Here is a 20772-nt window from a genome sequence, read left to right on the forward strand (position 1 = left end):
GGGCTACGCAGCCGATGCCAGCCAGTGCGGCGCTGAGCAGGCGTTTCACGCGATGGCCCTCTGCACGGCATCGATGAACACCTGTGGCGAGGCGAACTGCATTTCCCGCGTGGCGATTTCCACGGCCACCTGCACGGTGCTGCCGCGGGTCATGCGTTCGCCCGTTTCGGCATCGCTGATCAGGTAGTTGATCTTCAGGCGGTTTTCCCACTCCACCAGGTCGGCGCGCACGATGATGCGCTGGCCGAACTGCGCGCCGCGCACGTAGCGCACCTGCAGGTCGATCACCGGCCAGGCGTAGCCGGAATCGCGCATCTGCCGGTAGTTGTGGTCGAGCTTGTCGAGCAACGCGCAGCGCGCCTGCTCGAAGTATTTGACGTAGTGCCCGTGCCAGACGATTTCCATCATGTCGACGTCATAGAACTGCACCTGCAGTTCGATTTCCGCCTGCAATACGCCCTTGCTACGCATACAGCCTCCAGTGCTGGGTGCGGATGCGTTCCAGGCACAGGCGCAGCTCACCTTCCAGCGCGCGGTCTTCGATCACCGGTGGGAAGTCGCTGGCCAGTTGCTCGCGCATGGCAGCCAGTGGCGCGGGGATGTCCTGCTTGCCGGCCTGCTCGCGCAGCCACACGCCCTGGTTGGCGGCCAGCAGCGTGGCAGCGGCGACCTGCTCGGTCAGCTCCAGGCTGCGCAGGGCATCGCGTGCGGCGATGGTGCCCATGCTCACCTTGTCCTGGTTGTGGCACTCGGTGGAGCGCGAGAACACGCTGGCCGGCATGGTGTTCTTCAGCGCTTCGGCAGTCCAGGCGCTGGCGCCGATCTGCACGGCCTTGAAGCCGTGGTTGATCATCGCCGTTGCGGCCGGCGCGCCGGACAGGTTGCTCGGCAGGCCATGGTTGTAGCGAGTATCCACCAGCAGGGCGAGCTGACGGTCGAGCAGGTCGGCGACGTTGCCCACCAGGTTCTTCAGACTGTCCATGGCGAAGGCGATATGCCCGCCATAGAAATGCCCGCCGTGCAGGGTGCGCTCGGTCTCGGCGTCGAACAATGGGTTGTCGTTGGCGCTGTTGAGTTCGATCTCGATGAACTGGCGCAGCAGGCCCAGGCTGTCGGCCAGCACGCCAAGCACGTGCGGCGCGCAACGGATCGAATAACGATCCTGCAGGCGATGCAGTGGCGGCAGCGGTGCTTCGACAGCCAGATCCTGACGAATCCAGGCGGCGACCTGGGTCTGGCCCGGGTGCGGTTTGGCGGCGAACAGGCGCTCGTCGAAGTGCTCCGGGTTGCCTTCCAGGGCGATCACGTTGAGCGCGGTGATGCGCGTCGCCAGCTTCAGCAGGTAGTCGGCGCGGGCATAGGCCAGACAGGCCAGGGCGGTCATCACGGCGGTGCCGTTCATCAGCGCCAGGGCTTCTTTCGGGCGCAGGGTCAGCGGCGTCCAGCCCAGTTCGCGGTGCACGTCGGCAGCGCTGCGCCGCTCGCCCTTGTACAGCACGTCGCGTTCACCGCTGAGGGTGGCGGCGACGTAGGACAGCGGGGTGAGATCGCCGCTGGCGCCGACCGAGCCTTCTTCAGGAATCAGGGGCAGCACGTCGTGCTCGATGAACGCTTGGAGGCGTTCCAGCAGTTCCACGCGCACGCCGGAAACACCGTGGCACAGCGACTGCAAGCGGGCAGCGAGCACGGCGCGGCTGCTCGGCGCGTCGAGCAGTTTGCCCAGGCCGCAGCCGTGGAAGGTGAACAGGTGCTTGGGCAGCGCCTCGACCTGATGCAGCGGCACCGCGACCACGCAGGAGTCGCCGTAGCCGGTGGTCACGCCGTAGATCACGCCTTCCTTGTCCAGCAGGGTGTCGAGGAAGCGCGCGCCCTTGGCGATCTTTTCCCGGTAGGCGGCATCGTCCTGCAACTGGGCGCGGGCCTGGCGCTGCGACAGGGCTACGATGTTCTCGATGGTCAGGGCGCGCTCGCCGAAGATCACCGGCTCAGGCTGGTATGTCGTCATCTCGCTTCCAGAAAGGGTAGAAGTTGAACCATTGCTGCGGTGCGTCCAGGCAGTGTTCGCCCAGGCGCTGCGCGTAACGTTGTGCCCAGCCGTGAACCACCTGGTCGCGCTCGCTGCGCTTCCAGCTCACCGCATCGGCGAAATGTTCCAGGCGCACCTGGTAGCGCCCGTCGATCTTCAGGCAGTGCATCAGCCCGACCGGGCATTGCAGCAGGCCGGCCAGCAACCACGGACCTTGAGGGAAGGCGGCGGGCTGGCCAAGAAAGTCGACCGTGACATTGCGTCCGCCATGCAGCGGCACGCGGTCGCCGGCGATCGCCAGCCACTCGCCGCGCTCCAGGCGCTCAGCCAACTGCAGCATGATTGCCGGGTCCAGTTCGCTGACCTGAATCAGGCGCAGGTGGCTAGCGCCAGATTCGCCCAGCAGACGGTTGAAGCGCTCGGCGTGCTTGGTGTGTACCAGTACATTCATGCGCACCCGCTCGCCAAGCTCGGCCAGTGCCCGACAGACCTCCAGGTTGCCCAGGTGAGCACCTACCAGCAGCCTTCCGCGGCTACCGTCATGCAAGGTATCGCGTAGGTTGCCGGGGTCGACCAGTTGCAGTTCCTGCAAGGGCAGACGGCCGTTCCACACGTCGAGCTTGTCCAGTAGGCTGTCGGCGAACGCCAGGAACTGACGCAGCACCGAACGGCGGCTGGGTCGCAGATCGGGGCGTGCGCCCCAGTTCGCCAGGTTGTGCTGGTATTGATGGATGCTGGTCCGCGCGCTGCGGCCGAAGATGTAGAAATACAGGACGATCAGATACAGCAGCGGCACCAGGGGGCGGCGTCCGAGCAGACGCGCGGCAGCGACGGTGAAGCGCATCAGCAGAAAGCTGCCGCGCTCCTTCTGCCGAGCCCAGTGATCGGTGTGCTCGGCAGCGCTCATGCGACCAGCCTGCGCCATAGAATCCTCGGGGCGCGCAGCAGCATGCCGAAGAACAACCGGGCGTGCATGCCGGAGATCAGCAGGTTGTCGTGCCACAGGCGAAAGTGCGAGAGGCCATCGGCCGGGTAATGCACACGGGTCGGCAGCCAGTGCATGGGCTGCTCGCGCCAGGCCATGCGCACCAGTATCTCGGTGTCGAAGTCCATGCGCCGGCCGAGTTTCACCGTATCGAGCAGGTCCAGGGTAGCCGGCAGCGGGTAGATGCGAAAACCACACATGGAGTCGCGGATCTGCAGCGAGAGGCAGTTGATCCAGACCCAGACGTGGGTCAGGTAGCGCGCGTAGAGGCGCGACTTGGGCACGCTCGCATCGTATTGCGGATAACCACAGACCAGGGTTTGCGGATGAGCGCGAGCGGCGGCGATGAACTGATCCAGAGTGCTCAGATCGTGCTGACCATCAGCGTCTACCTGCAGGGCATGGCTGTAACCGAGGCGCGCCGCTTCGCGCAGACCGGCCATTACCGCGCCGCCCTTGCCCTGGTTGCTGGGCAGGCGTAGCAGGTGAATATTCGGCTGCTGCGCCAGTTCGTCGATTACCGCCGCGCAGGTCGCGTTGGAACCGTCATCCACCAGCAGGCATGGCAAGCTGGCGCGGCGCAGTTGCCCGACCACACCGGGCAATGGCCGCTCGTGGTCGTACACCGGGATCACCGCGCAGGGATTGAAGCCTGGCTCAGCCATGGGCCGGCTCCAGCAGAATGCGCCCGGAAGAACAGGCTGCCTCGCCATTGCGATAGGCGAAATACAGCTTGCCGCGTTCGGCATCGAAACGCAGGGACAACTGCAGGGTGTCGCCGGGGCGCACCAGTTGCTGGAATTTCAGCACTTCCATGCCGGCGAAGCGCGGTGGCAGGTCGATGATCAATTGGCGCGCCAGCTGCTGGGCCCAGTCCACCTGCACCACGCCTGGCAGCACCGGCGTCTGCGGGAAGTGGCCGGTGAAATGGGCGAGATCCAGTGGCACCTGCAGTTGCAGCAGCCATTCGCCGTCGCGCTGTTCGGCGCTGACAGGCTCCACCCGCGTCGGGCGTGGCGCGGCCAGCAGGGCGTCGATCTGGCTCTGCGCCAGCTTGCCCTGGCTGCTGTAGGGCAACTCCAGCAGCAGACGCCAGCGGCGCGGCAGGGCGATGGTTTCGCAGTGTTCGGCCAGGTGCCGGCGCAGGGTTTCGGTCACGCTACGACGGCCCTGATTGCGCAGGACATGCACGCCGTTCGGGCTCAGCGCCAGCACGGCGCCGAGGAAGGCTCGGCCTTCCTGAATCACGCCAAGGCGGGCATCGGTTACCCAGTCATGACTGATCAGCGCCTGCTCGAGCATGGGCAGGGAGATGCGTTTCTCCTCGAGCTTGATGATGCGGTCGAGGCGCCCGCGCAGAACGAAACGGCCGTCAGCACCGATCTCGGCGGCATCCGCGCTCTGTTCGATATGCCCGGCTGGCAAGTACGGCGAAGCGATGCGCAGGGCGCCGGTTTCATCGAGACTCAGCTCGACGCCTGGGAACGGCTGCCAGGCTGTGTCGCCCTGGCGCCAGCCGATACCGCCGGTTTCCGAGCTGCCGTAGATTTCCGTCGGCCACTGGCCCAGGCGTTCGTGCAGGGATTCGGCCGCTTCGCTGGGCAGCGCGCCACCGGAGGAAAATACCTGTTTCACGCAGCTCAGTGCCGACCAGTCGAGGTTGTCGCCCATGCGTTTGAGCAAGGCCGGGCTGGCGACCCAGGCGAAGCCAGGGGCGGTGCAAGCTACTGCGCTCGCTACGCTTGCACTGCCCCTGGCGATAGCCAGGCTCGCCTGCTGCAGATCTTCAGGGAATGGCAGGGCGCGGCGATACACAGGGCGACCGGCGCATAGCGGCCAGAGCAGGCGGAACAGCAGGCCGTAGATATGCTGGCAGGCGACACTGCCGAGGATGGTGGCCTGGCCGAGGTTCTGACCCCACAACCGCTCCAATGCCTCGACCTCGTTGGCCAGCTGCGCAAGGCTCTTGTCGATCAGCTTGGGTTCGCCACTGGAGCCGGAGGTGCACAGGGTCACTCGGCAATGCTCAGGCAGCAGGCGTGCGCCTGGCAGCGGCTCGGCATCCAACTCGGTCAGATCGTCCAGCCACAGGTCGACCTGGGCTGATAGGCGCTGACGTGTCTGCACTTGGGCATCGGCGGGCAGCAGAACCTGTACGCCGGCACGCCAGGCACCGAGCAGGGCGATGGCCAGCTCGGCAGCATCTTCCAGATACAGCGCTACGCGTTGTACACCGCGCGCCTGCAGGGCGGCGGCCAGGCGCAGGGCGTGCTCACGCAACGCCGCATGATTCAGGGCTGGATACAGGGCAACCTGACGCTCGGGCTGAGCCGCCAGCAGCAGATCGGTGAGGGGCAGCCAGGTCATTCGTGTTTCCTTACTTGCTGGCGGATCAACCATTCGCCAGCGAACAACAGGCCGATCAGGCCGTAAGAGATCAATCCGGTGTAGAGCGTCCACCAGGACAGCGGTGCCCACATTGCCAGTGCCATCAGCAGGACGGTATTGCCGAGGAAGAACAGGGCCCAGACCTTGGTGACGGTGCGTGTGTAGCGCACGGCGACGTCCGGCAGCTCCGGCTCACGCAAGCGCGCCATGCGTTCCACCAGCGGCGGGCCAAACTTCAGGCTAAGGCCGAATAGCGCCAGCAGCATCAGGTTGAGCAGCACCGGGTACCAGCGCAGCAGCACCGGTTCGTTGGCGACACCGAGCAGCAGGCAGAACACCAACGCCGCCACGGCCAGCCACAGGCCGCCCGGTCGGCGACGCGCCGTCAGGGCGCGGGCCAGCCAGAGGCCGCCCAGCAACGCGGCGAACACACGCGGCGACCAATGCTCCAGGCCGTAATAGACGGCGAACGGGTAGAGCACGCCGGCTATCAGCAACAGCAGGCCAAACAGGCGAGCCATGGGGTCAGTCTTGGGTCTGAGGCGTGTCATTGATCAGGCGATACACGGCCTCGACCACATCGCCCACGCTGCGCACGCTCTTGAACTCCTCGGCGGCGAGCTTGCGTCCGGTCTGGCGCTTGATATGGTCGATCAGGTCGACTGCATCGATGCTGTCGATCTCCAGGTCTTCATACAGGCTGGCGTCCAGGGTCACACGCTCGGCCTCCAGCTCGAACAGCTCCACCAGGGCGCTACGCAGGGTGGCGAAGATTTCTTCACGGCTTTGCATCGGTGAAATCCTCAGGCAGCTTTCTGGGCGGAAACGAACGCAGCCAGGCTCGCGACGTTGGCGAAGTGCTTGCGCGTGTCCTTGGCTTCAGCGTCTATCTTGATGCCGAAACGCTTCTGGATCGCCAGCCCCAGCTCGAGCGCGTCCACCGAGTCCAGGCCGAGCCCTTCGCCAAACAGAGTCTGCTCCGCGCCAATGTCATCGGCACTCATGTCCTCGAGGCCGAGGGCATCGATGATCAGGTTCTTGATTTCAAGTTGCAGATCGCTCATCTGAGGCGAGCTCCTTCATAAAGTGTTGGTGCAGATGGTCGTTGAGCTTGCGCGAAGCTATCGGCAATGGCGCCTGCTCGGTGAATTGGCGTGGTTCGATATCCTCCCCGACCCGCAGCCGAAAGTGAAAACGGCGCGACGGAATGCTGTACCAGGGCTCGGCCTTGGTCAGCGTCGTGGGCGTCACGCTGATGACCACCGGGGTCACCAGGCTGGCGCCGCGCACGGCAATCGCGGCGGCGCCACGATGAAATTCCGGGCTGCTGCCAGGTACGGTACGAGTGCCCTCGGGGAAAATGATCAGGGTTTCGCCGTTTTGCAGGGCGCCGGCAGCTTCGTCAAGCATGTCCATGCTGCCGCTGTTGCTGATGTACTGGGCGGCGCGAATCGGCCCGCGCATGCAGGGGTTTTCCCATAGGCTTTGCTTGACCACGCAGTTGGCATCGCGGATGAAAGCGATCAGCACGACCACATCGATCAGCGAGGGATGATTGGCGATCACCATCTGCCCCGGGCGGCCCAGGCGTTCTGCACCCTCGACCTCATAGGTGAGTACGCCGGTGCGGAACATGAACTCGACGAATAGGCGAAAGGTGCGGCTGACCACCGCGCGCGCTCGGGTACGCCGACGCTGAGTGTCGCCTGGCAGCAGGCTGAGCAGCGGGAATACCAGCACGCGCAGCAGCACACCGCCGACGCCGAACAGGGCGAAGCTCATTGCGGTGGCGACAAGCCTCCATGCATAAGGCGGGCTGTAAGGGCTCAGGCCTCGTTGCGTGACCAGGTCCATTGGCGGTCTTTCCAGTAATGAGTCAGCGTTCGCTGCCCGCCATGCAAGGCGCGCAGCAGGTTCAGGGGGTGTGGCCAGGCGGCGGGTAAGCCGGATTCGGCAGGTGCGAGGCTCAAGGTCCAGGTTTTGCCCGGTTTCAACAGTAGAGCCAGCGCGTAGGAGAAGGGTACGTCATCTATATAGGGTCTGTAGAGCTCGGGCGGCAACTCTTCGGCAATGACCAGCAGAACCGCGGGGGCGCCTTCGGCGAGTAGCCCGCTGGCTTCGAGCATGGCCTGTTCCAGACCATCCCCGGTTGCAGCCATGGCAGTCATTTCGCTGTTGTCTTCGCGCAGGATCGACCACAAGCCAATGATGGCGTTATGCACCGAAAGGCTGAATTGGGTGGGCGACAGTGGTTCGCCCTTCGCCAGTTCGTTGAGAATCGCCAGTGTGCGTGGGGTTTCGCCATGCCGAGAGGCGAACACCAGTGGCAGAGGGCCTTGCCCTTCGGCCAGTGGCCAGGCGACATGGAACAGCATCCGCGCCAGCCGGCTGAGGCGGCGCCGTTGCATGGCGGGTAGGAAACTCACGTCCGGCTGCTGCTGGTCGTCAGGCACGACCGTGGGGGCGTTGCACCAGGCACGCCAATCATCCTCTGACTCCAGGCCGGGGGCCCAGGCGCGCAATCCTTCGATCTGGAAATTCATAGCACGAGGCTTTTCGCCACTCCGGGCATACTGGTCGGCACGACAGGGCGCCTGAAAGAGGCGGCGTCAGTCAGTGCCATGGCATAGTGCCGGTATCTGTTCGGGCGGGCATTATCTAGATGCACGCGGCGCTGTGCAAATGTTGCGCAGCTTCTTCTGATGGGCGGATGATGGCGATGTGGCCTACGTCTCGTGCTTGTCATGGGCTTTGCATAAAATTCGGACCATTCCAGATCAGGGAGAGCGGCGATGCGACGTGTGGTGTTCAACCAGAAGGGGGGCGTGGGCAAGTCCAGCATCGCCTGTAATCTCGCCGCGGTCAGTGCGGCGCAGGGCTACCGTACGCTACTGATCGACCTGGATGCCCAGGCCAACTCGACCCACTACCTCACCGGGCTCACCGGCGAGGAAATTCCCATGGGCATTGCCGACTTCTTCAAGCAGACCCTGGCTTCCGGGCCTTTTGCCAAGAAGGGCAAGGTGGATATCTACGAGACGCCGTTCGACAACCTGCATGTGGTCACCGCCACGGCCGAGCTGGCCGAGCTGCAGCCGAAGCTGGAGCAGAAACACAAGATCAACAAGCTGCGCAAACTGCTCGACGAACTGGCCGAAGATTACGACCACATCTACCTGGACACACCGCCGGCACTGAATTTCTATACGGTTTCCGCACTGATTGCGGCCGACCGTGTGCTGATTCCCTTCGACTGCGACAGCTTCTCGCGCAACGCCCTGTATGGCCTGCTGGCCGAGATCGACGAGTTGAAGGAGGACCATAACGATGGTCTGGAGGTGGAAGGCATCGTGGTCAACCAGTTCCAGCCGCGCGCGACCTTGCCGCAGCAGTTGCTGGACGAGCTGGTCGCCGAGGGCCTGCCGGTGCTGCCGGTGAACCTGATGAGCTCGGTGAAGATGCGCGAATCGCACCAGGTATGCACGCCGCTGATCCATCTGGATGCACGGCACAAGCTGACGCAGCAGTTCGTCGAGCTGCACGACCTGCTGAACGCGGCTGATTGACGCCCTCCTGGGCGGCTTGAGTAATAGCTTTCAACGCCTGCCAAACAAGAACGCCCCGATGTTATCGGGGCGTTCTTGTTTCAGCTTGATGCATCAGAGTTTGTTGGCGGTTTCTTGAGCGATTTCCCGGAGGCCAGCTTCGGTGATGGCTCTCCAGTCGCTGTCGGTAACGGCTTGCATGCCATCGCTTTTCAGCGTGACGATCTCCATGTTCGGTTGGCCTGCGGCTTCGATGTTCAGGCGCGACTTGTTGTTCACCGTCACGTAGAAGAAGCCCGGCGAAAACCATGACCAGAACTCCTTGACGCGAACCTTCACCTCGGTAGCGCCAGCGGCGTTGGGCTCTGTCACCACGTCATAGCCGGCTTGCCGATAGGCAGAGGCCACGGACTCTTCGACCAGGGCGGAAACGGTGCGTCCAGATGGCAGCAGAACGTCGCCAAGCGCTTTGCCGTAGCCATTTCTCTTGCGACCAACGGCCCGCTCGGTGATCGAGCGGTCAGTCGTTTCCGCATTCTTCAGCGACGGGATGTCGGCCTGGTCAGGCTTGATTTCGAAAACACGTTCATCGACTGTGCTGATGTACACCTTCTTGCCTTTGCCGGCTTCGGGGTTAGCGGCCAGCTCCAGTGAAGGAACTTTCACATCGATCTCGGAACGGCTCGTTGCGCAGCCAACGCAAAGCGCCAGCAGGAAGGTAACGGCGACCAGTCTGAAGGTCTTTTCCATACTCATGAAACTACTCCTTGTATGCATCGGTTTGGCCATTAGGCGGGGCGATTCTACAAGGATGATGGCTAATTGGCATCTATGATGCTGTGCCCTGGCATCGAGGGGGAATCTGGATGCCGGCTGCTGGCCGTCTATGCCTCTGGTCGGATGGCGGGTGTGTTGCCGCAGTGCCAAGGGCGGCCGAACGGCCGCCCTGAATGAGTAATGGGTTATCGGCTCTTTGACCGCACGGACTAGCGCACCACGAACACGTCGCAAGGCGCCTTGTGCAGGAAATGCTGCGCCAGGCTACCCAGCAGTGCCTGGGAGAAGGCGCTGCGGCCGTGGCTGCCGAGCACCAGCAGTTCTGCTCGACGCGTTTTGATCTGCTCTTGCAGGCTGCGCAGGATGCCGCCCTGCAGTACTTCGTGGCTCAGCTTCGGACCGCCAGGCGGCAGGCTTTGCGCTTCGTCCTGCAACAGCTGATCGATCAGGCCGCGCTGGGTCTGCAGTTGCAGTTCCACCTGCTGCGGGGTGCCCTTGTCCGGTTCGAATACATGTAGAGCGTGCAACTCGGCATCGCCGGGCAGCAGGCGATAGGCCTGGCCGAGGGCACTGCAGGCGCACAGGGAGAAGTCGATGGCGGCCAGCGCCCGCTGATAAGGATGGGAGTCGTTGCGCGCTACCAGCAGCAGCGGCACGGTGCAGCGGCGGGCGATGCGATCGAGGCTGGTGCCGGAGAAAAAGTCATGACGCTGGTGGTGCCCGCCCAGCACCAGCAGGTCGCAGCCGCTGTCCTGAACCTGTTGCAGCACCACTTCCGAAGGTTTGCCGCTGAGCATGCGCAGTTCGGTGCCAGGAGGGGCGTATCGGGTCAGGCTGCGGTCCAGCGCTTGGCGCGCCTTTTCGTGCTGTTCGCTGCTCTGGCTGGGGTCGAGCACATGCAGGATGCTCAGGCGGGCGTTGTGCTGCTGCGCCAACTGGGTGGCGCGGCACAACGCCATGTCAGCGGTGTCGCGCAGGTCATGGGCGATAAGAATGTGCTTGAACATGGTGACGGCTCTCCTGCCGATACCCCTCGGCAATTTTATTGTGCCTGTTCAGATAGCCGCTCTTTTGACCTATGGCAAGGTCGGAGACTGTTACCGATTGCGAATGCAGGCAGCGGCGTCATTCAGCGTAAACGCAATTGGTAGTACCCGCGACTTTCTGCGACCACTTCGCCGCTGCCGTCGGTCAGTTGCAGCGCCAGCAGATATTCGGCCTTGCCCTGCTGGTTGGCCTGTTCTTCCAGCTGGGCGATTTGCTCGGCTGAGAGGCGCGCCTCGACCTGAATGTCGCCCGTGGCCGGGCGACGAAAGCGCAGGTTCATTTCCTTGATGATGGGATAGAAGCGCTGGGCGTCGAAGCTGGTCAGAAACAGCGCGCCGCCGGGTATTTCCGCGAGGGTGAACAAGGCGCCGGCGTACATGCTGCCGATATGGTTCTGGTTGCCTTGCAGGGGCATGCGCAGGCGTATGAACCCAGGCTCGAGGACCTCGGCCTTGAGGCCGCTGCGTTTGACGAAGGCGATCTGTTCTTCGGTGAGCTGACGAGCGATTTCCACGGGCAGCGGCATGGCGAAACTCCTTGAGCGGACGTTTTGCCAGACTAAGGGGCGGATAGCGCGCTGCAATTGACCGCAGCGCCCGTGGCGACTGACCGAAGCGCTCAAGAGCACCAGGCACTTAGCCCGGATGCAATCCGGGAAATCGCGGACCGGCTATCCCCGGATTGCATCCGGGCTATAGGTGCATCCTAAATGCCCTGCTGGCGCAGCCAGGCCTGCAGTTGCGGCAGCGGCATGGCGCCGCTCTGGCGGGCGACTTCGACGCCGCCCTTGAACAGTATCAGGCTGGGAATGGAGCGGATGCCCAGTTGCCCGGCCAGGTTCGGGTTGGCCTCGCTATCGAGCTTGCCCAGACGGCAGCGTCCCTGCAGTTGTGCGGCTGCCTGCTGGAAGGTCGGTACGAAGGCTTGGCAGGGGCCGCACCAACTGGCCCAGACATCCACCAGTAATGGCAGGTCGCCTTTCAACTGGCTGGCGAAGTTGGCTTGGGTGAGCGTGATGGGCGCAGCGGGCAGCACTTCACTCTTGCAACGGCCGCAGCGTGGGGCGTCATGCAGACGCTCGGCGGGAATGCGGTTGAGCCCGTTGCAGTGTGGGCAGGGAATCAGCAGCGGATCGGACATGAGGCGATGCTCCGTGGGTCATGTGCCTTAAATGGAGCCAGCGCCTGCGGATATCAAGTCAGAGCGGGGTCAGCGGGAAGAACCAGGGGATGACCAGGGTGGCCACGCCCCATAGCAGCAGATTCAGGGGAATACCGATCTTCATGAAGTCGGTGAAGCGGTAACCGCCGGCGTTGTAGACGAAGGTGTTGGTCTGGTAGCCGATGGGCGTGGCGAAGCTGGCACTGGCGGCGAACATCACTGCGACCACGAAGGCGCGTGGGTCGACGCCCAGGTGTTGCGCCATACCGATGGCGATGGGGGTCACCAGTACGGCCACTGCGTTGTTCGACAGCACCTCGGTGAAGATCGAGGTGAACAGATAGATGAAGCTCAACATCAACAGCGGTCCGGCCCAGGGCAGCCAGCCCATGACGTTCTCCACCATCAGCTTGACCAGGCCGACCTTGTCCATGGCGATGCTGATCGCCAGCATGCCGAAGATCAGGCTGAGAATCTTCCAGTCGACAGCCTTGTAGGCGTCCTCCACGTCCAGGCAGCGGGTCGCCAGCACCGTCACTGCGCCGATGATCGCCAGGCCTTCGATGGGCATCACGCCGAAGGCGGCCAGCAACATCACGGCGAGGGTAGCGATGATGGCGATGGGTGCCTTGTCGCGGCGGAAGGCGCGCTCCTGTACGGCGTTGAGGCTGATCAGTTCGCCGTTATCGGCGAAGCGTTTGATCTGCGCTGGCGTGCCTTCGACCAGCATCACGTCGCCGAATTGCAGCTCGAAATCATCGAGGTTGCCCTGCACGTTCTCGTCCTGGCGATGCACGGCGAGCACAGCGATACCGTAGCGCGCGGTGAGGTCCAGGTCGCGCATCGGCCGGTGGCTATAGCGTGAGTTACGCCCGACGATGGCCTCGGCGAGAATCACGTCGTGGCTGCTGATGGTCTCGAAGGCGTCACCGCGGTTGAAGCTCAGGTGGCCGCTCTCACGCAGCTCCACCACATCCTTGACCTGGCCGTGCAGCACCAGGCGGTCGCCGCTGGCCAGCAGGGTGTCGGCGCCGGGTTCGGTCAGCTCCTGCTCTTCACGGAACAGCTTGAGCACCTGCAGGCCGCTGCCGCCGTTGAGGTTGGCGTCGTGCAGGGTCTTGCCGATCATCGGTGAGTCGTGCGGTACCAGCAGTTCGGTCATGAAGGTGCGCGACAGATCCGGGCGCAGCTGGCGCGACAGGGTCTCGCGTTCCGGCAGCAGGTGGCGGCCTATGGTCAGCAGGTACAGCATGCCAAAGGCGGCCATGATCAGGCCGACGCCGGTGATCTCGAAGATGCCAAAGGGCGCCATGCCCGCCTTGCGTGCGACGCCGTCGACCAGGATGTTGGTCGAGGTGCCGATCATGGTCAGGGTGCCGCCGAGAATGGTGGCGTAGGACAGGGGAATCAGCAGTTTCGACGGCAGAGTGCCGGCGCGGCGCGCCAAGGCGATGGCCACCGGGGTGAGGATGGCCACCACCGGCGTGTTGTTCAGGCAGGCCGATACCACCAGCGCGGTGACGGTGAGGCCGGTGAGCACGCGAATCGGGCTGGTGCCGACCAGATTGCCCAGCCAATTGCCGAGGGCGTCGATGCAGCCGGTGCGCTCCAGCGCGGCGGAGAGCACGAACATGCAGGCGATGGTCACGGGGGCTGAGTTGGACAGCACGCTGAGCACTTCGCCCGGCGTCAGCAGTTGGCTGACCAGCAAGGCGGCCACGGCGATGGCTGCGACGATGTCCGGGCTCCACTTTTCGCGGACGAAGGCATAGAGCACCCAGATCAGCAGGGCGCCGACGAATAGCAAGGGTAGGGAGTCCCAGGGCATGAGCATCCTTAGCGTCGAATCTCGTGTGAGGTATCGGGCGCGCACCGGGGCGGCCTGGCAGGGCGCCAAGATAGTGGGCTTGTATTAGATAGTCTAAGAATGTTTGGAAAGGTTTATATGCCTTTTCGATTTAATGAATAAGGCATCCGGCTCCGCTGGCTGGCGCGTTATCACTCACCTGCGCCGGCCAGTTGGGTCGTGTGAGTGCAACCGCCGTCAGCGGTGGTGGATTTATCCTGCGCGGTCAGCGGGCGCTTGGTGCACGCGGTGCACCCAAGGTTCAGGCGTCCACCCTCGTCTACGACGAACAGCTGATCTCCAGGTGCTTGCCCCACTGTGGCGGGCGCTCGGCATAGCGCTGCATGTCCGGCTGTTCGTCAAACGGGCGCGAGAGCGCCGCGTGCAACTCGCGTACCGGGCCATAGTCGCCCTGTTCGGCGGCTTCGATGGCCTGCTGCGCCAGGTAGTTGCGCAGGATGTACTTGGGATTGACCGAATGCATGCGCACCTGGCGTTCGGCCTGTTCGCCGCCTTCGCGTTCGCAACGGGCCAGGTAGTCGCGGCTCCAGGCGTCGAAGCCGGCGAGGTCGACGAAATCCTCGCGCACGATTTTCAGTGCCTCGGCTGGCGCCTGTTCGCCGAGGTGGCGGAAGAACAAGGTGTAGTCGGTGGCCTTGCCCTGCTGCATCAGTTGCAGCAGCCGCTGGATCAGCGCTTCGTCCTCATCCTCGGCGCTGGTGAAACCCAGGCGCTTGCGCATCAGGTCGAGGTAGTGCGCTTGGTACAGCGGCAGGAACAACTCCAAGGCCTCGCGCAAGTGTTCGACCGCGGCGAAGGGCGTCAGCGCCTGGGCCAGTGCGGCGAGGTTCCAGTGAGCGATGGGCACCTGATTGCTGAAGCTGTAGCGGCCGGTGTCGTCGGAATGGTTGCAGATGTGGTTGGCGTCGAAATCGTCGAGGAAGGCGTAAGGGCCGTAGTCGAAGGTGATGCCGAGGATCGACATGTTGTCGGTGTTCATCACACCATGGCAGAAGCCATAGGCCTGCCAGTAGGCGATCATCGCGGCGGTGCGTTCGATCACTTCGCGCAGCAGCGCCAGCCAGGGTTCGTCCTGTTCCAGGCACTGCGGGAAGTGGCAGGCCATGACGTGTTCGCCCAGCGTCTTCAGGTGCTCGTGCTGGCGCGTGTAGTAGAAGTATTCGAAGTGGCCGAAGCGCACGTGGCTCTGCGCCAGGCGCAGCACCATGGCCGCGCTTTCCTGCTTCTCGCGCCACACCGGCGTGCTCGATCCCGTCACGCACAGCGCGCGCGAGCTGGGGATACCGAGGGCGTGCAGGTGTTCGCTGGCGAGAAATTCGCGGATCGAGCTGCGCAGTACTGCGCGGCCATCGCCCATGCGCGAGTAAGGCGTCATGCCGGCGCCCTTGAGGTGCAGGTCCCAGTGCTCTCCGGCCTCGTTGACCACCTCGCCCAGCAGCAGCCCGCGACCGTCGCCCAAGCGCGGGGTGTAGCCGCCGAACTGGTGCCCGGAATAGACCATGGCGCGCGGTTCGGCTTCCTCCCAGAGTTTGTGTCCGGCGAACAGTTCGGCGAACTCGGGGCGCTGTGCTTCGCTAGTGGCGAGATCGAGCAGAGCCAAGGCTGACTCGCTTGCCACCACCAACCTTGGCTGCTCGATCGGTTCGGGCAGTATTTCGGTTGAGAACGCATCGCCGAGGCGAGCGAAGCGGTTGTCGAAGCTCAGCGTATCGAGACTTTTCACCAGGGTTCCTGACTGCTCATGGCGCCGCGGGCGGCTTGGGTGGTTGCTGCAGGCTGGCGGCCCCAGCAGCTGCGGCCTTGGCCAGATCCTTTTGATCGAGTTTCTGCTCGCCGTGTTCCAGGTTCTTCACATACACCTCGACCTGACGGAAGGCGATGTTGATGCCGTTCTTCGGGAACTCGCGCTCGATGAAGCGGTTGATCTCGTCGGTGGCCGGGTTGCGGTCGCCGAGGTCGCGCACGTGGATGCGCAGCTCGTGATCCAGCGTGCTTTCGCCAAAGTTGAGGAAGTAGACGATGGGCGATGGCTCCTTGAGCACTCTAGGGTTTTCCTGCGCCGCTTGCAGCAGCAGCTTGCGCACCAAATCGAGATCCGAGCCATAGCCGACACCGACCTTGAGGGTGACGCGGGTGACCGTGTCGCTCAGCGACCAGTTGATCAACTGGCCGGTGATGAAGGTCTTGTTCGGAACGATGATTTCCTTGTGGTCGAAGTCGGTGATGGTGGTGGCACGGATACGGATCTTGCTCACTGTGCCGGACAGGTTGCCGATGGTCACCACGTCGCCGATACGCACCGGGCGCTCGAACAGGATGATCAGGCCGGAGATGAAGTTGGCGAAGATTTCCTGCAGGCCGAAGCCCAGACCCACTGACAGCGCGGCCACCAGCCATTGCAGCTTGTCCCAGCTCACCCCCAGGGTGGACAGGGTGGTGACGATACCGATACCTACCAGCACGTAGGACAGCAGGGTGGTGGTGGCGTAAGCGCTGCCCTGCGCCAGGCGCATGCGCGACAGCACCAGTACCTCGAGCAGGCCCGGTAGGTTGCGCGCCAGAGCCACGGTGATGGCGACGATGATCAGCGCACCCATCACGTCCATCAGGCTGATGGGCACCAGCGTCGCGTTGTCTCCGGTACCGCTGCTGTACTCGTAGAGATTGATCGTATCGAGGTAGGTGAAAACGCCGATCAGGTCGGCCCAGACCCAGTACAGACAAACCAGGAAGCCGCCCAGCAGGGCCAGGCGGATCAGGCGTAGCGATTGCTGGTTGACCTGCTCGATATCGAGCGTCGGCTCCTCGATCACCGCCTCACCCTCGGTGCCATCCTTGGCCTGTGCCTGGCGTTTGGCCAAGGCACGCTGATAGGCCAGGCGCCGTGCCGCCACGCTCAGACCGCGCACCAGCGTGGCCTCGACGATAAGCAGGATGATCAGCAGGTAAAGGGTGTCGATCAAGCGGTCGGTGAGCTTGAGCGCCGTGTAGTAGTAGCCGAAGGCGACCGCACCGATCAGCGCCAGCGGCAGCAGGTTGAACAGCACGCCGACACCGGTGCGCAAGGCGGAAGTGTTCTCGCGCAGCGGTGCGCTGAACAGCAGATGGAACAGCAGCCAGGCCATCAGGGCGTAGCAGCTCAGGACCACGGCGATGCCGATGACGTCGTTGGCCAGGCTTGCCGGCTGGTGTTCGGCTATGCTCACCACGGCCACCAGCGCCATCACCACCAGGCCCAGGCGGCGCAGATGCTGACGGAAGAAGGCAACGTTGGCCGGTGGCCAGTGGAAGTGCAGGATGGCCACGCCATCCGGGGAAAGAATGCGGTGCAGGGTGTAGAACACCAGCCAGGCTTCCGCCATTTCATAGAGTGCGGCACCCAGATAGAGGTTCTGCCCGCGTGCATCGTGCAGCAGGGCATAACCGCAAAGCGCCAGGAACAGTGTGACCGGCAGCGCAAGGATGACGTTGAGCCCCAGTGCCATCGGTGTATGCAGCTGGCTGTCGTGCTTGTAGTGGCCGATGTCGCTATGCAGGGCGCTGAGCTTGTTGAACAGGTACTGGCGGCGCCAGAGAATCAGGGCGCAGAGCAGAATCAGCGGCAGGAACACCAGCGGACGCTCGAACAGGCCGGCGCCAAGCTCACTGATGGCCATGCCCCAGGGCATATCGGCCAGTTGCTGCTCGAGATGATGGGGCGCGGTCTTCAGCCACTCGAGATCCAGGGGTTTGTTACTGGGAATCCAGAACATCTGCTCATCGATAGTCGCGCGCAGGCTACTGGCGGTGCTTTGCAGCTCCTTTTGATTGAGCTGCAGGGTGATCGATTCATTGAGCAGCGCATTCAGCGAGCGATTGAGGCGGTCGAGTAATTCACGCCGGGTGTTGAGCTGCTCGCGCAGTGCACTGCGCAGTTCCGGGGTGACCTCCTCGCTCGGCTGACCGCTGAGCAGGTTCTCCACGTAGCGGGCGGGGTCGCTGATCTCGTCGCGCTGCTTGTTCAGCTCGAACTGGTAGAGGCGAATGTCGGCGATCTCGTCGGCCAGCGAGCCGTCTTCTAGCTTGAGCTTCGGCAGCGCCTGTTTCTGCTGGTAGAGAATCTTCGACAGCAGGAGGCTGCCCTGCAGTACCCGAATCTGCTCGTCCAGCGCCTGGTTGGCCTGATTGAGGTTGTCCAGTTGCTGGCGGGTTTGCAGGTTCTGCTCGGTCAGGCTGTTGAGGCGGTCGGTTGCGCGTAGTAGGTAGTCGGAGAGCTTTAGGTTGAGGGTGCTCTCCTTGGCCAGCAGCTTGTCCGAACTGGCGCGTTCAGCTTCCAGGGACTGCTCGGCCACGGTCTGCTCCGACTCAGCGCGGCGTCGATCATTGATCAGGCTCTGCAGTGCCTGACGCTCCTGTTCGGCGCGGTTGATGCGTTCCTCAAGCAGGGCGCGTTGGGCGCCACCCAGGTCCTGCAGCAGGCTGTTGCCTGCCAGTTCCTGGCGCCGCAGTTGCGTTTGCGCTGCGAGCAGTGCCAGTTCTGCATTGAACTGGTCACGGCGCTCCGGGCTCAGGGGCTTGCCGTCATAGCGGCCGGTCTTGAGCGCATCATTGATGATCTGGCTGCGCGCCTGATTCTGACTGATCTCGGCTTGCGCGCGCTCGGGGCGCGTCTGTGCAGTGATGACCAGACTGTTGGCTTCGATGATCGCCTTGTTCCACTCGGTAAGCTGGTTGGAACGGTCAGTGAGCAGTTGCTCCAGTTGCGCCAGGCTGGTGCGCGCGTGACGTTCGGCGATCGGTACTTCCGGGCTGGACTTGAGTCGGCTCAGCTCGCGCTGGGCTTCGTTGATCAGGCGCGGCGAGTCGTCCAGTTGCTTGCGCAGGTCACTCAGGCGCTGATCGGCGGTCTGGCGGTCCTGCAGCATGCGCAGGGTCTGCTCAAGCGTCTGCTTCAGTGCCAGTTGCTCGGCTTCCGGCAGCTTGCGGTCTGCCAGGCCGTCGAGGCTCTGCTGCACGCTTTCGGCTTTTGGGGGCTCCTCGGCAAATACCTGCGCGGCACCGAGACACAGGGTAAACACAATGGCAGTAAGGGAAAGGCGCAACAGAGACATGGTCGATTGATCTACTGAGTGAGCGATGGCGATTGAAAATACCTGCGGCACAACGCACGCGCGGGCCCTGTGGCCCGCGCGTGAAGCTGATGCTAGCAGAGTATCAGCCGGTAGTTTTCTACCGTTTGCTAGAAGTGCAGCCCAGGGCTTGGGCGCGTGCCTTCGGGGAATCTGACGCCGACTTTGCGCACCTTGTTCCCTTCCATGGCTGCGACCGTCCAGGTCAGGCCCTGCCACTCCACCTGGTCGCCGACGACGGGTTCGCCACCGATTTCGTGGGCGATGAAGCGGCCCAGCGGCTGATTGCCTTCCAGTTCGTCGAGCTTCAAACCATAGAGCGCCGCGACTGCGCTCAGCTCGGCGTCGCCTTCCAGCACGAAATCACCGAAGAAGCGTAGGTCCTGGCCGCGCTTGGGCGCCTGGCTGAACAGCTTGCCGAGTGCCGGCAGATCGTGTTCGTGACCGATCACGCAGAGCAGGTCGCCAGCTTGCAGACGCGTACTACCCGACGGGTGGAGCAGCTCGCGGCCACGGAACAGCGCCGCGATGCGGGTACCTTCCGGCATGTTCAACTCACGCAGGGCCGCGCCGATGCACCATTTTTCTGCGCCCAAACGATAGACGAACAGCTCCCACTGGCTGGTCGGGTGCACTTCCAGGCCGGCGCGTGACACGGGGGCCGGCTCCGGCGGTACGGTCACGCGCATCAGCTTGGCGGCCAGCGGCAGGCTGGTGCCCTGCAGCAGCAGGGAGATGATCACGATGAAGAACGCCACGTTGAAGAACAGCTGCGCGTTGGGCAGGCCGGCCATCAGCGGGAATACCGCGAGGATGATAGGCACGGCGCCGCGTAGGCCAACCCAGGCGATGAAGATTCGCTCACGGTCATGGAAGGCGCGAAACGGCAGCAGGCCGAGGAAGATCGACAGCGGCCGCGCGAAGAGAATCATCCACAGCGCCAAGGCCAACGCCGGCAGGGCGATGGGCAGCAACTCGTGCGGCGTTACCAACAGGCCGAGGACCAGGAACATGCCGATCTGCGCCAGCCAGGTCAGGCCGTCGAGCATGTGCAGGATGCTGTGGCGCGAGCGAATGGGGCTATTGCCCAGCAGCAGGCCGCACAGGTAGATGGCCAGGATGCCGCTGCCGCCCACTGCAGTGGTGATGGCGAAGATGATCAGGCCGCCGCTGACCACCAGCAGGGGGTACAGGCCGGTGGCCAGCTCCATGCGGTTTATCAGCTTCAGCAGCAACCAGCCTCCACCCAGGCCGAGCAACGTTCCAAGGCCGAACTGCTGCAGCAGCTGGATCGGCAGATCCCAGCTGAAGCCGGTCTGGCCGCTGGACAGCATGGCAATCAGGGTGACGGTGAGGAATACCGCCATCGGGTCGTTGCTACCGGACTCGATTTCCAGTGTGGAGCTGACCCGCTCGTTGAGGCCGCGTCCGCCAAGCAGGGAAAAGACCGCCGCCGCGTCGGTGGAGCCGACGATGGCGCCGATCAGCAAACCTTCCAGCAGCGTCAGATTGAACAACCATGCGGCCGCCAGGCCCGTCAGGCCGGCCGTAATCACCACACCGAGCGTCGCCAGCGACAACGATGGCCACAAGGCCACGCGGAAGGTCGAAACGCGCGTACGCATGCCGCCGTCGAGCAGGATCACTGCCAGCGCCAGGTTGCCGACCAGATAGGCGAGGGGATAGTTGTTGAAGATGATGCCGCCAGGGCCGTCAGTGCCGGCCAGCATGCCGACACCAAGGAAAATCACCAGGATGGGGATGCCGAAACGTGTTCCGAACGCGCTGACCAGAATGCTGGCTGCTACCAGCATTGCGCCGATCAAGAACAGATTATTGATGGCGCTGGCATCCAATGGCGCGTACTC

General features: G+C 63.6%; 19 protein-coding genes. 1 reads left to right on the plus strand and 18 read right to left on the minus strand.

The annotated features are described in order from the left end of the window. Positions 1 to 45: 45 nt before the first annotated feature. From BLS08_RS03880 to BLS08_RS03925, 10 genes are read right to left on the minus strand one after another with little or no spacing between them, the layout of a single operon-like run. A complete protein-coding gene (locus BLS08_RS03880; protein WP_017678580.1) occupies positions 46 to 471 on the minus strand; it encodes an acyl-CoA thioesterase in 426 nt (141 codons plus the stop codon). After that, complete coding sequence (locus BLS08_RS03885; RefSeq protein WP_017678581.1) at positions 464 to 2005, minus strand: HAL/PAL/TAL family ammonia-lyase; 1542 nt, start codon at positions 2003 to 2005, stop codon at positions 464 to 466. The genes BLS08_RS03880 and BLS08_RS03885 overlap by 8 nt, the downstream gene beginning before the upstream one ends. Then, positions 1986 to 2933 carry an LpxL/LpxP family acyltransferase gene (locus BLS08_RS03890; protein WP_026088732.1) on the minus strand — a complete coding sequence of 316 codons (948 nt, stop codon included), beginning with the start codon at positions 2931 to 2933 and terminating at the stop codon, positions 1986 to 1988. The genes BLS08_RS03885 and BLS08_RS03890 overlap by 20 nt, the downstream gene beginning before the upstream one ends. Next, positions 2930 to 3676, minus strand: a complete 747-nt coding sequence (locus BLS08_RS03895; RefSeq protein ID WP_017678583.1) for a glycosyltransferase family 2 protein — start codon at positions 3674 to 3676, stop codon at positions 2930 to 2932. Before BLS08_RS03895 ends, BLS08_RS03890 begins: the two co-directional genes overlap by 4 nt. Next, positions 3669 to 5378: an acyl-CoA synthetase family protein gene (locus BLS08_RS03900; protein WP_017678584.1), complete on the minus strand. Its 1710-nt coding sequence runs from the start codon at positions 5376 to 5378 to the stop codon at positions 3669 to 3671. The genes BLS08_RS03895 and BLS08_RS03900 overlap by 8 nt, the downstream gene beginning before the upstream one ends. Continuing rightward, positions 5375 to 5920 carry a COG4648 family protein gene (locus BLS08_RS03905; protein WP_017678585.1) on the minus strand — a complete coding sequence of 182 codons (546 nt, stop codon included), beginning with the start codon at positions 5918 to 5920 and terminating at the stop codon, positions 5375 to 5377. The genes BLS08_RS03900 and BLS08_RS03905 overlap by 4 nt, the downstream gene beginning before the upstream one ends. A gap of 4 nt (positions 5921 to 5924) precedes the next feature. Continuing rightward, positions 5925 to 6191: an acyl carrier protein gene (locus BLS08_RS03910; RefSeq protein ID WP_017678586.1), complete on the minus strand. Its 267-nt coding sequence runs from the start codon at positions 6189 to 6191 to the stop codon at positions 5925 to 5927. Positions 6192 to 6202: 11 nt separating this feature from the next. Continuing rightward, entirely contained in the window at positions 6203 to 6463 is a 261-nt protein-coding gene (locus BLS08_RS03915) for a phosphopantetheine-binding protein (protein WP_017678587.1), read from the minus strand. Continuing rightward, a complete protein-coding gene (locus BLS08_RS03920) occupies positions 6444 to 7181 on the minus strand; it encodes a lysophospholipid acyltransferase family protein (RefSeq protein WP_017678588.1) in 738 nt (245 codons plus the stop codon). The genes BLS08_RS03915 and BLS08_RS03920 overlap by 20 nt, the downstream gene beginning before the upstream one ends. A gap of 44 nt (positions 7182 to 7225) precedes the next feature. After that, positions 7226 to 7942 carry a beta-ketoacyl synthase chain length factor gene (locus tag BLS08_RS03925; RefSeq protein ID WP_017678589.1) on the minus strand — a complete coding sequence of 239 codons (717 nt, stop codon included), beginning with the start codon at positions 7940 to 7942 and terminating at the stop codon, positions 7226 to 7228. A gap of 249 nt (positions 7943 to 8191) precedes the next feature. Here BLS08_RS03925 and BLS08_RS03930 point away from each other — a divergent pair, with 249 nt between their 5' ends. Continuing rightward, on the plus strand, positions 8192 to 8965 hold the full coding sequence (locus tag BLS08_RS03930; protein ID WP_017678590.1) for a ParA family protein: 774 nt from the start codon (positions 8192 to 8194) through the stop codon (positions 8963 to 8965). Positions 8966 to 9058: 93 nt separating this feature from the next. On the opposite strand, the gene BLS08_RS03935 is transcribed toward BLS08_RS03930, so the two are convergent. The 8 genes from BLS08_RS03935 to BLS08_RS03970 form a co-directional block, all read right to left on the minus strand. After that, a complete protein-coding gene (locus BLS08_RS03935; protein ID WP_017678591.1) occupies positions 9059 to 9700 on the minus strand; it encodes a hypothetical protein in 642 nt (213 codons plus the stop codon). A gap of 230 nt (positions 9701 to 9930) precedes the next feature. After that, the gene (locus BLS08_RS03940) at positions 9931 to 10728 is read right to left on the minus strand and encodes a universal stress protein (protein ID WP_017678592.1); all 798 of its coding nucleotides are present in this window, start codon (positions 10726 to 10728) and stop codon (positions 9931 to 9933) included. Positions 10729 to 10850: 122 nt separating this feature from the next. Continuing rightward, positions 10851 to 11294 carry a YiiD C-terminal domain-containing protein gene (locus tag BLS08_RS03945; RefSeq protein ID WP_055984355.1) on the minus strand — a complete coding sequence of 148 codons (444 nt, stop codon included), beginning with the start codon at positions 11292 to 11294 and terminating at the stop codon, positions 10851 to 10853. Between the two features lie 179 nt (positions 11295 to 11473). Then, the gene (trxC, locus tag BLS08_RS03950) at positions 11474 to 11908 is read right to left on the minus strand and encodes a thioredoxin TrxC (protein ID WP_055984353.1); all 435 of its coding nucleotides are present in this window, start codon (positions 11906 to 11908) and stop codon (positions 11474 to 11476) included. A 58-nt stretch (positions 11909 to 11966) separates the two neighbouring features. Beyond that, positions 11967 to 13757: an SLC13 family permease gene (locus BLS08_RS03955; protein ID WP_059390302.1), complete on the minus strand. Its 1791-nt coding sequence runs from the start codon at positions 13755 to 13757 to the stop codon at positions 11967 to 11969. A gap of 298 nt (positions 13758 to 14055) precedes the next feature. Then, positions 14056 to 15519 (minus strand): protein adenylyltransferase SelO, encoded by a 1464-nt coding sequence (selO, locus tag BLS08_RS03960; RefSeq protein ID WP_090336052.1) that lies wholly within the window; start codon positions 15517 to 15519, stop codon positions 14056 to 14058. Positions 15520 to 15535: 16 nt separating this feature from the next. Continuing rightward, the gene (mscK, locus tag BLS08_RS03965) at positions 15536 to 18886 is read right to left on the minus strand and encodes a mechanosensitive channel MscK (protein ID WP_090336054.1); all 3351 of its coding nucleotides are present in this window, start codon (positions 18884 to 18886) and stop codon (positions 15536 to 15538) included. A gap of 128 nt (positions 18887 to 19014) precedes the next feature. Further along, a complete protein-coding gene (locus BLS08_RS03970; protein ID WP_021487814.1) occupies positions 19015 to 20760 on the minus strand; it encodes a potassium/proton antiporter in 1746 nt (581 codons plus the stop codon). Between the last annotated feature and the right edge of the window lie 12 nt (positions 20761 to 20772).

The sequence above is a fragment of the Ectopseudomonas chengduensis genome, assembly GCF_900102635.1.
Taxonomy (GTDB): domain Bacteria; phylum Pseudomonadota; class Gammaproteobacteria; order Pseudomonadales; family Pseudomonadaceae; genus Aquipseudomonas; species Aquipseudomonas chengduensis.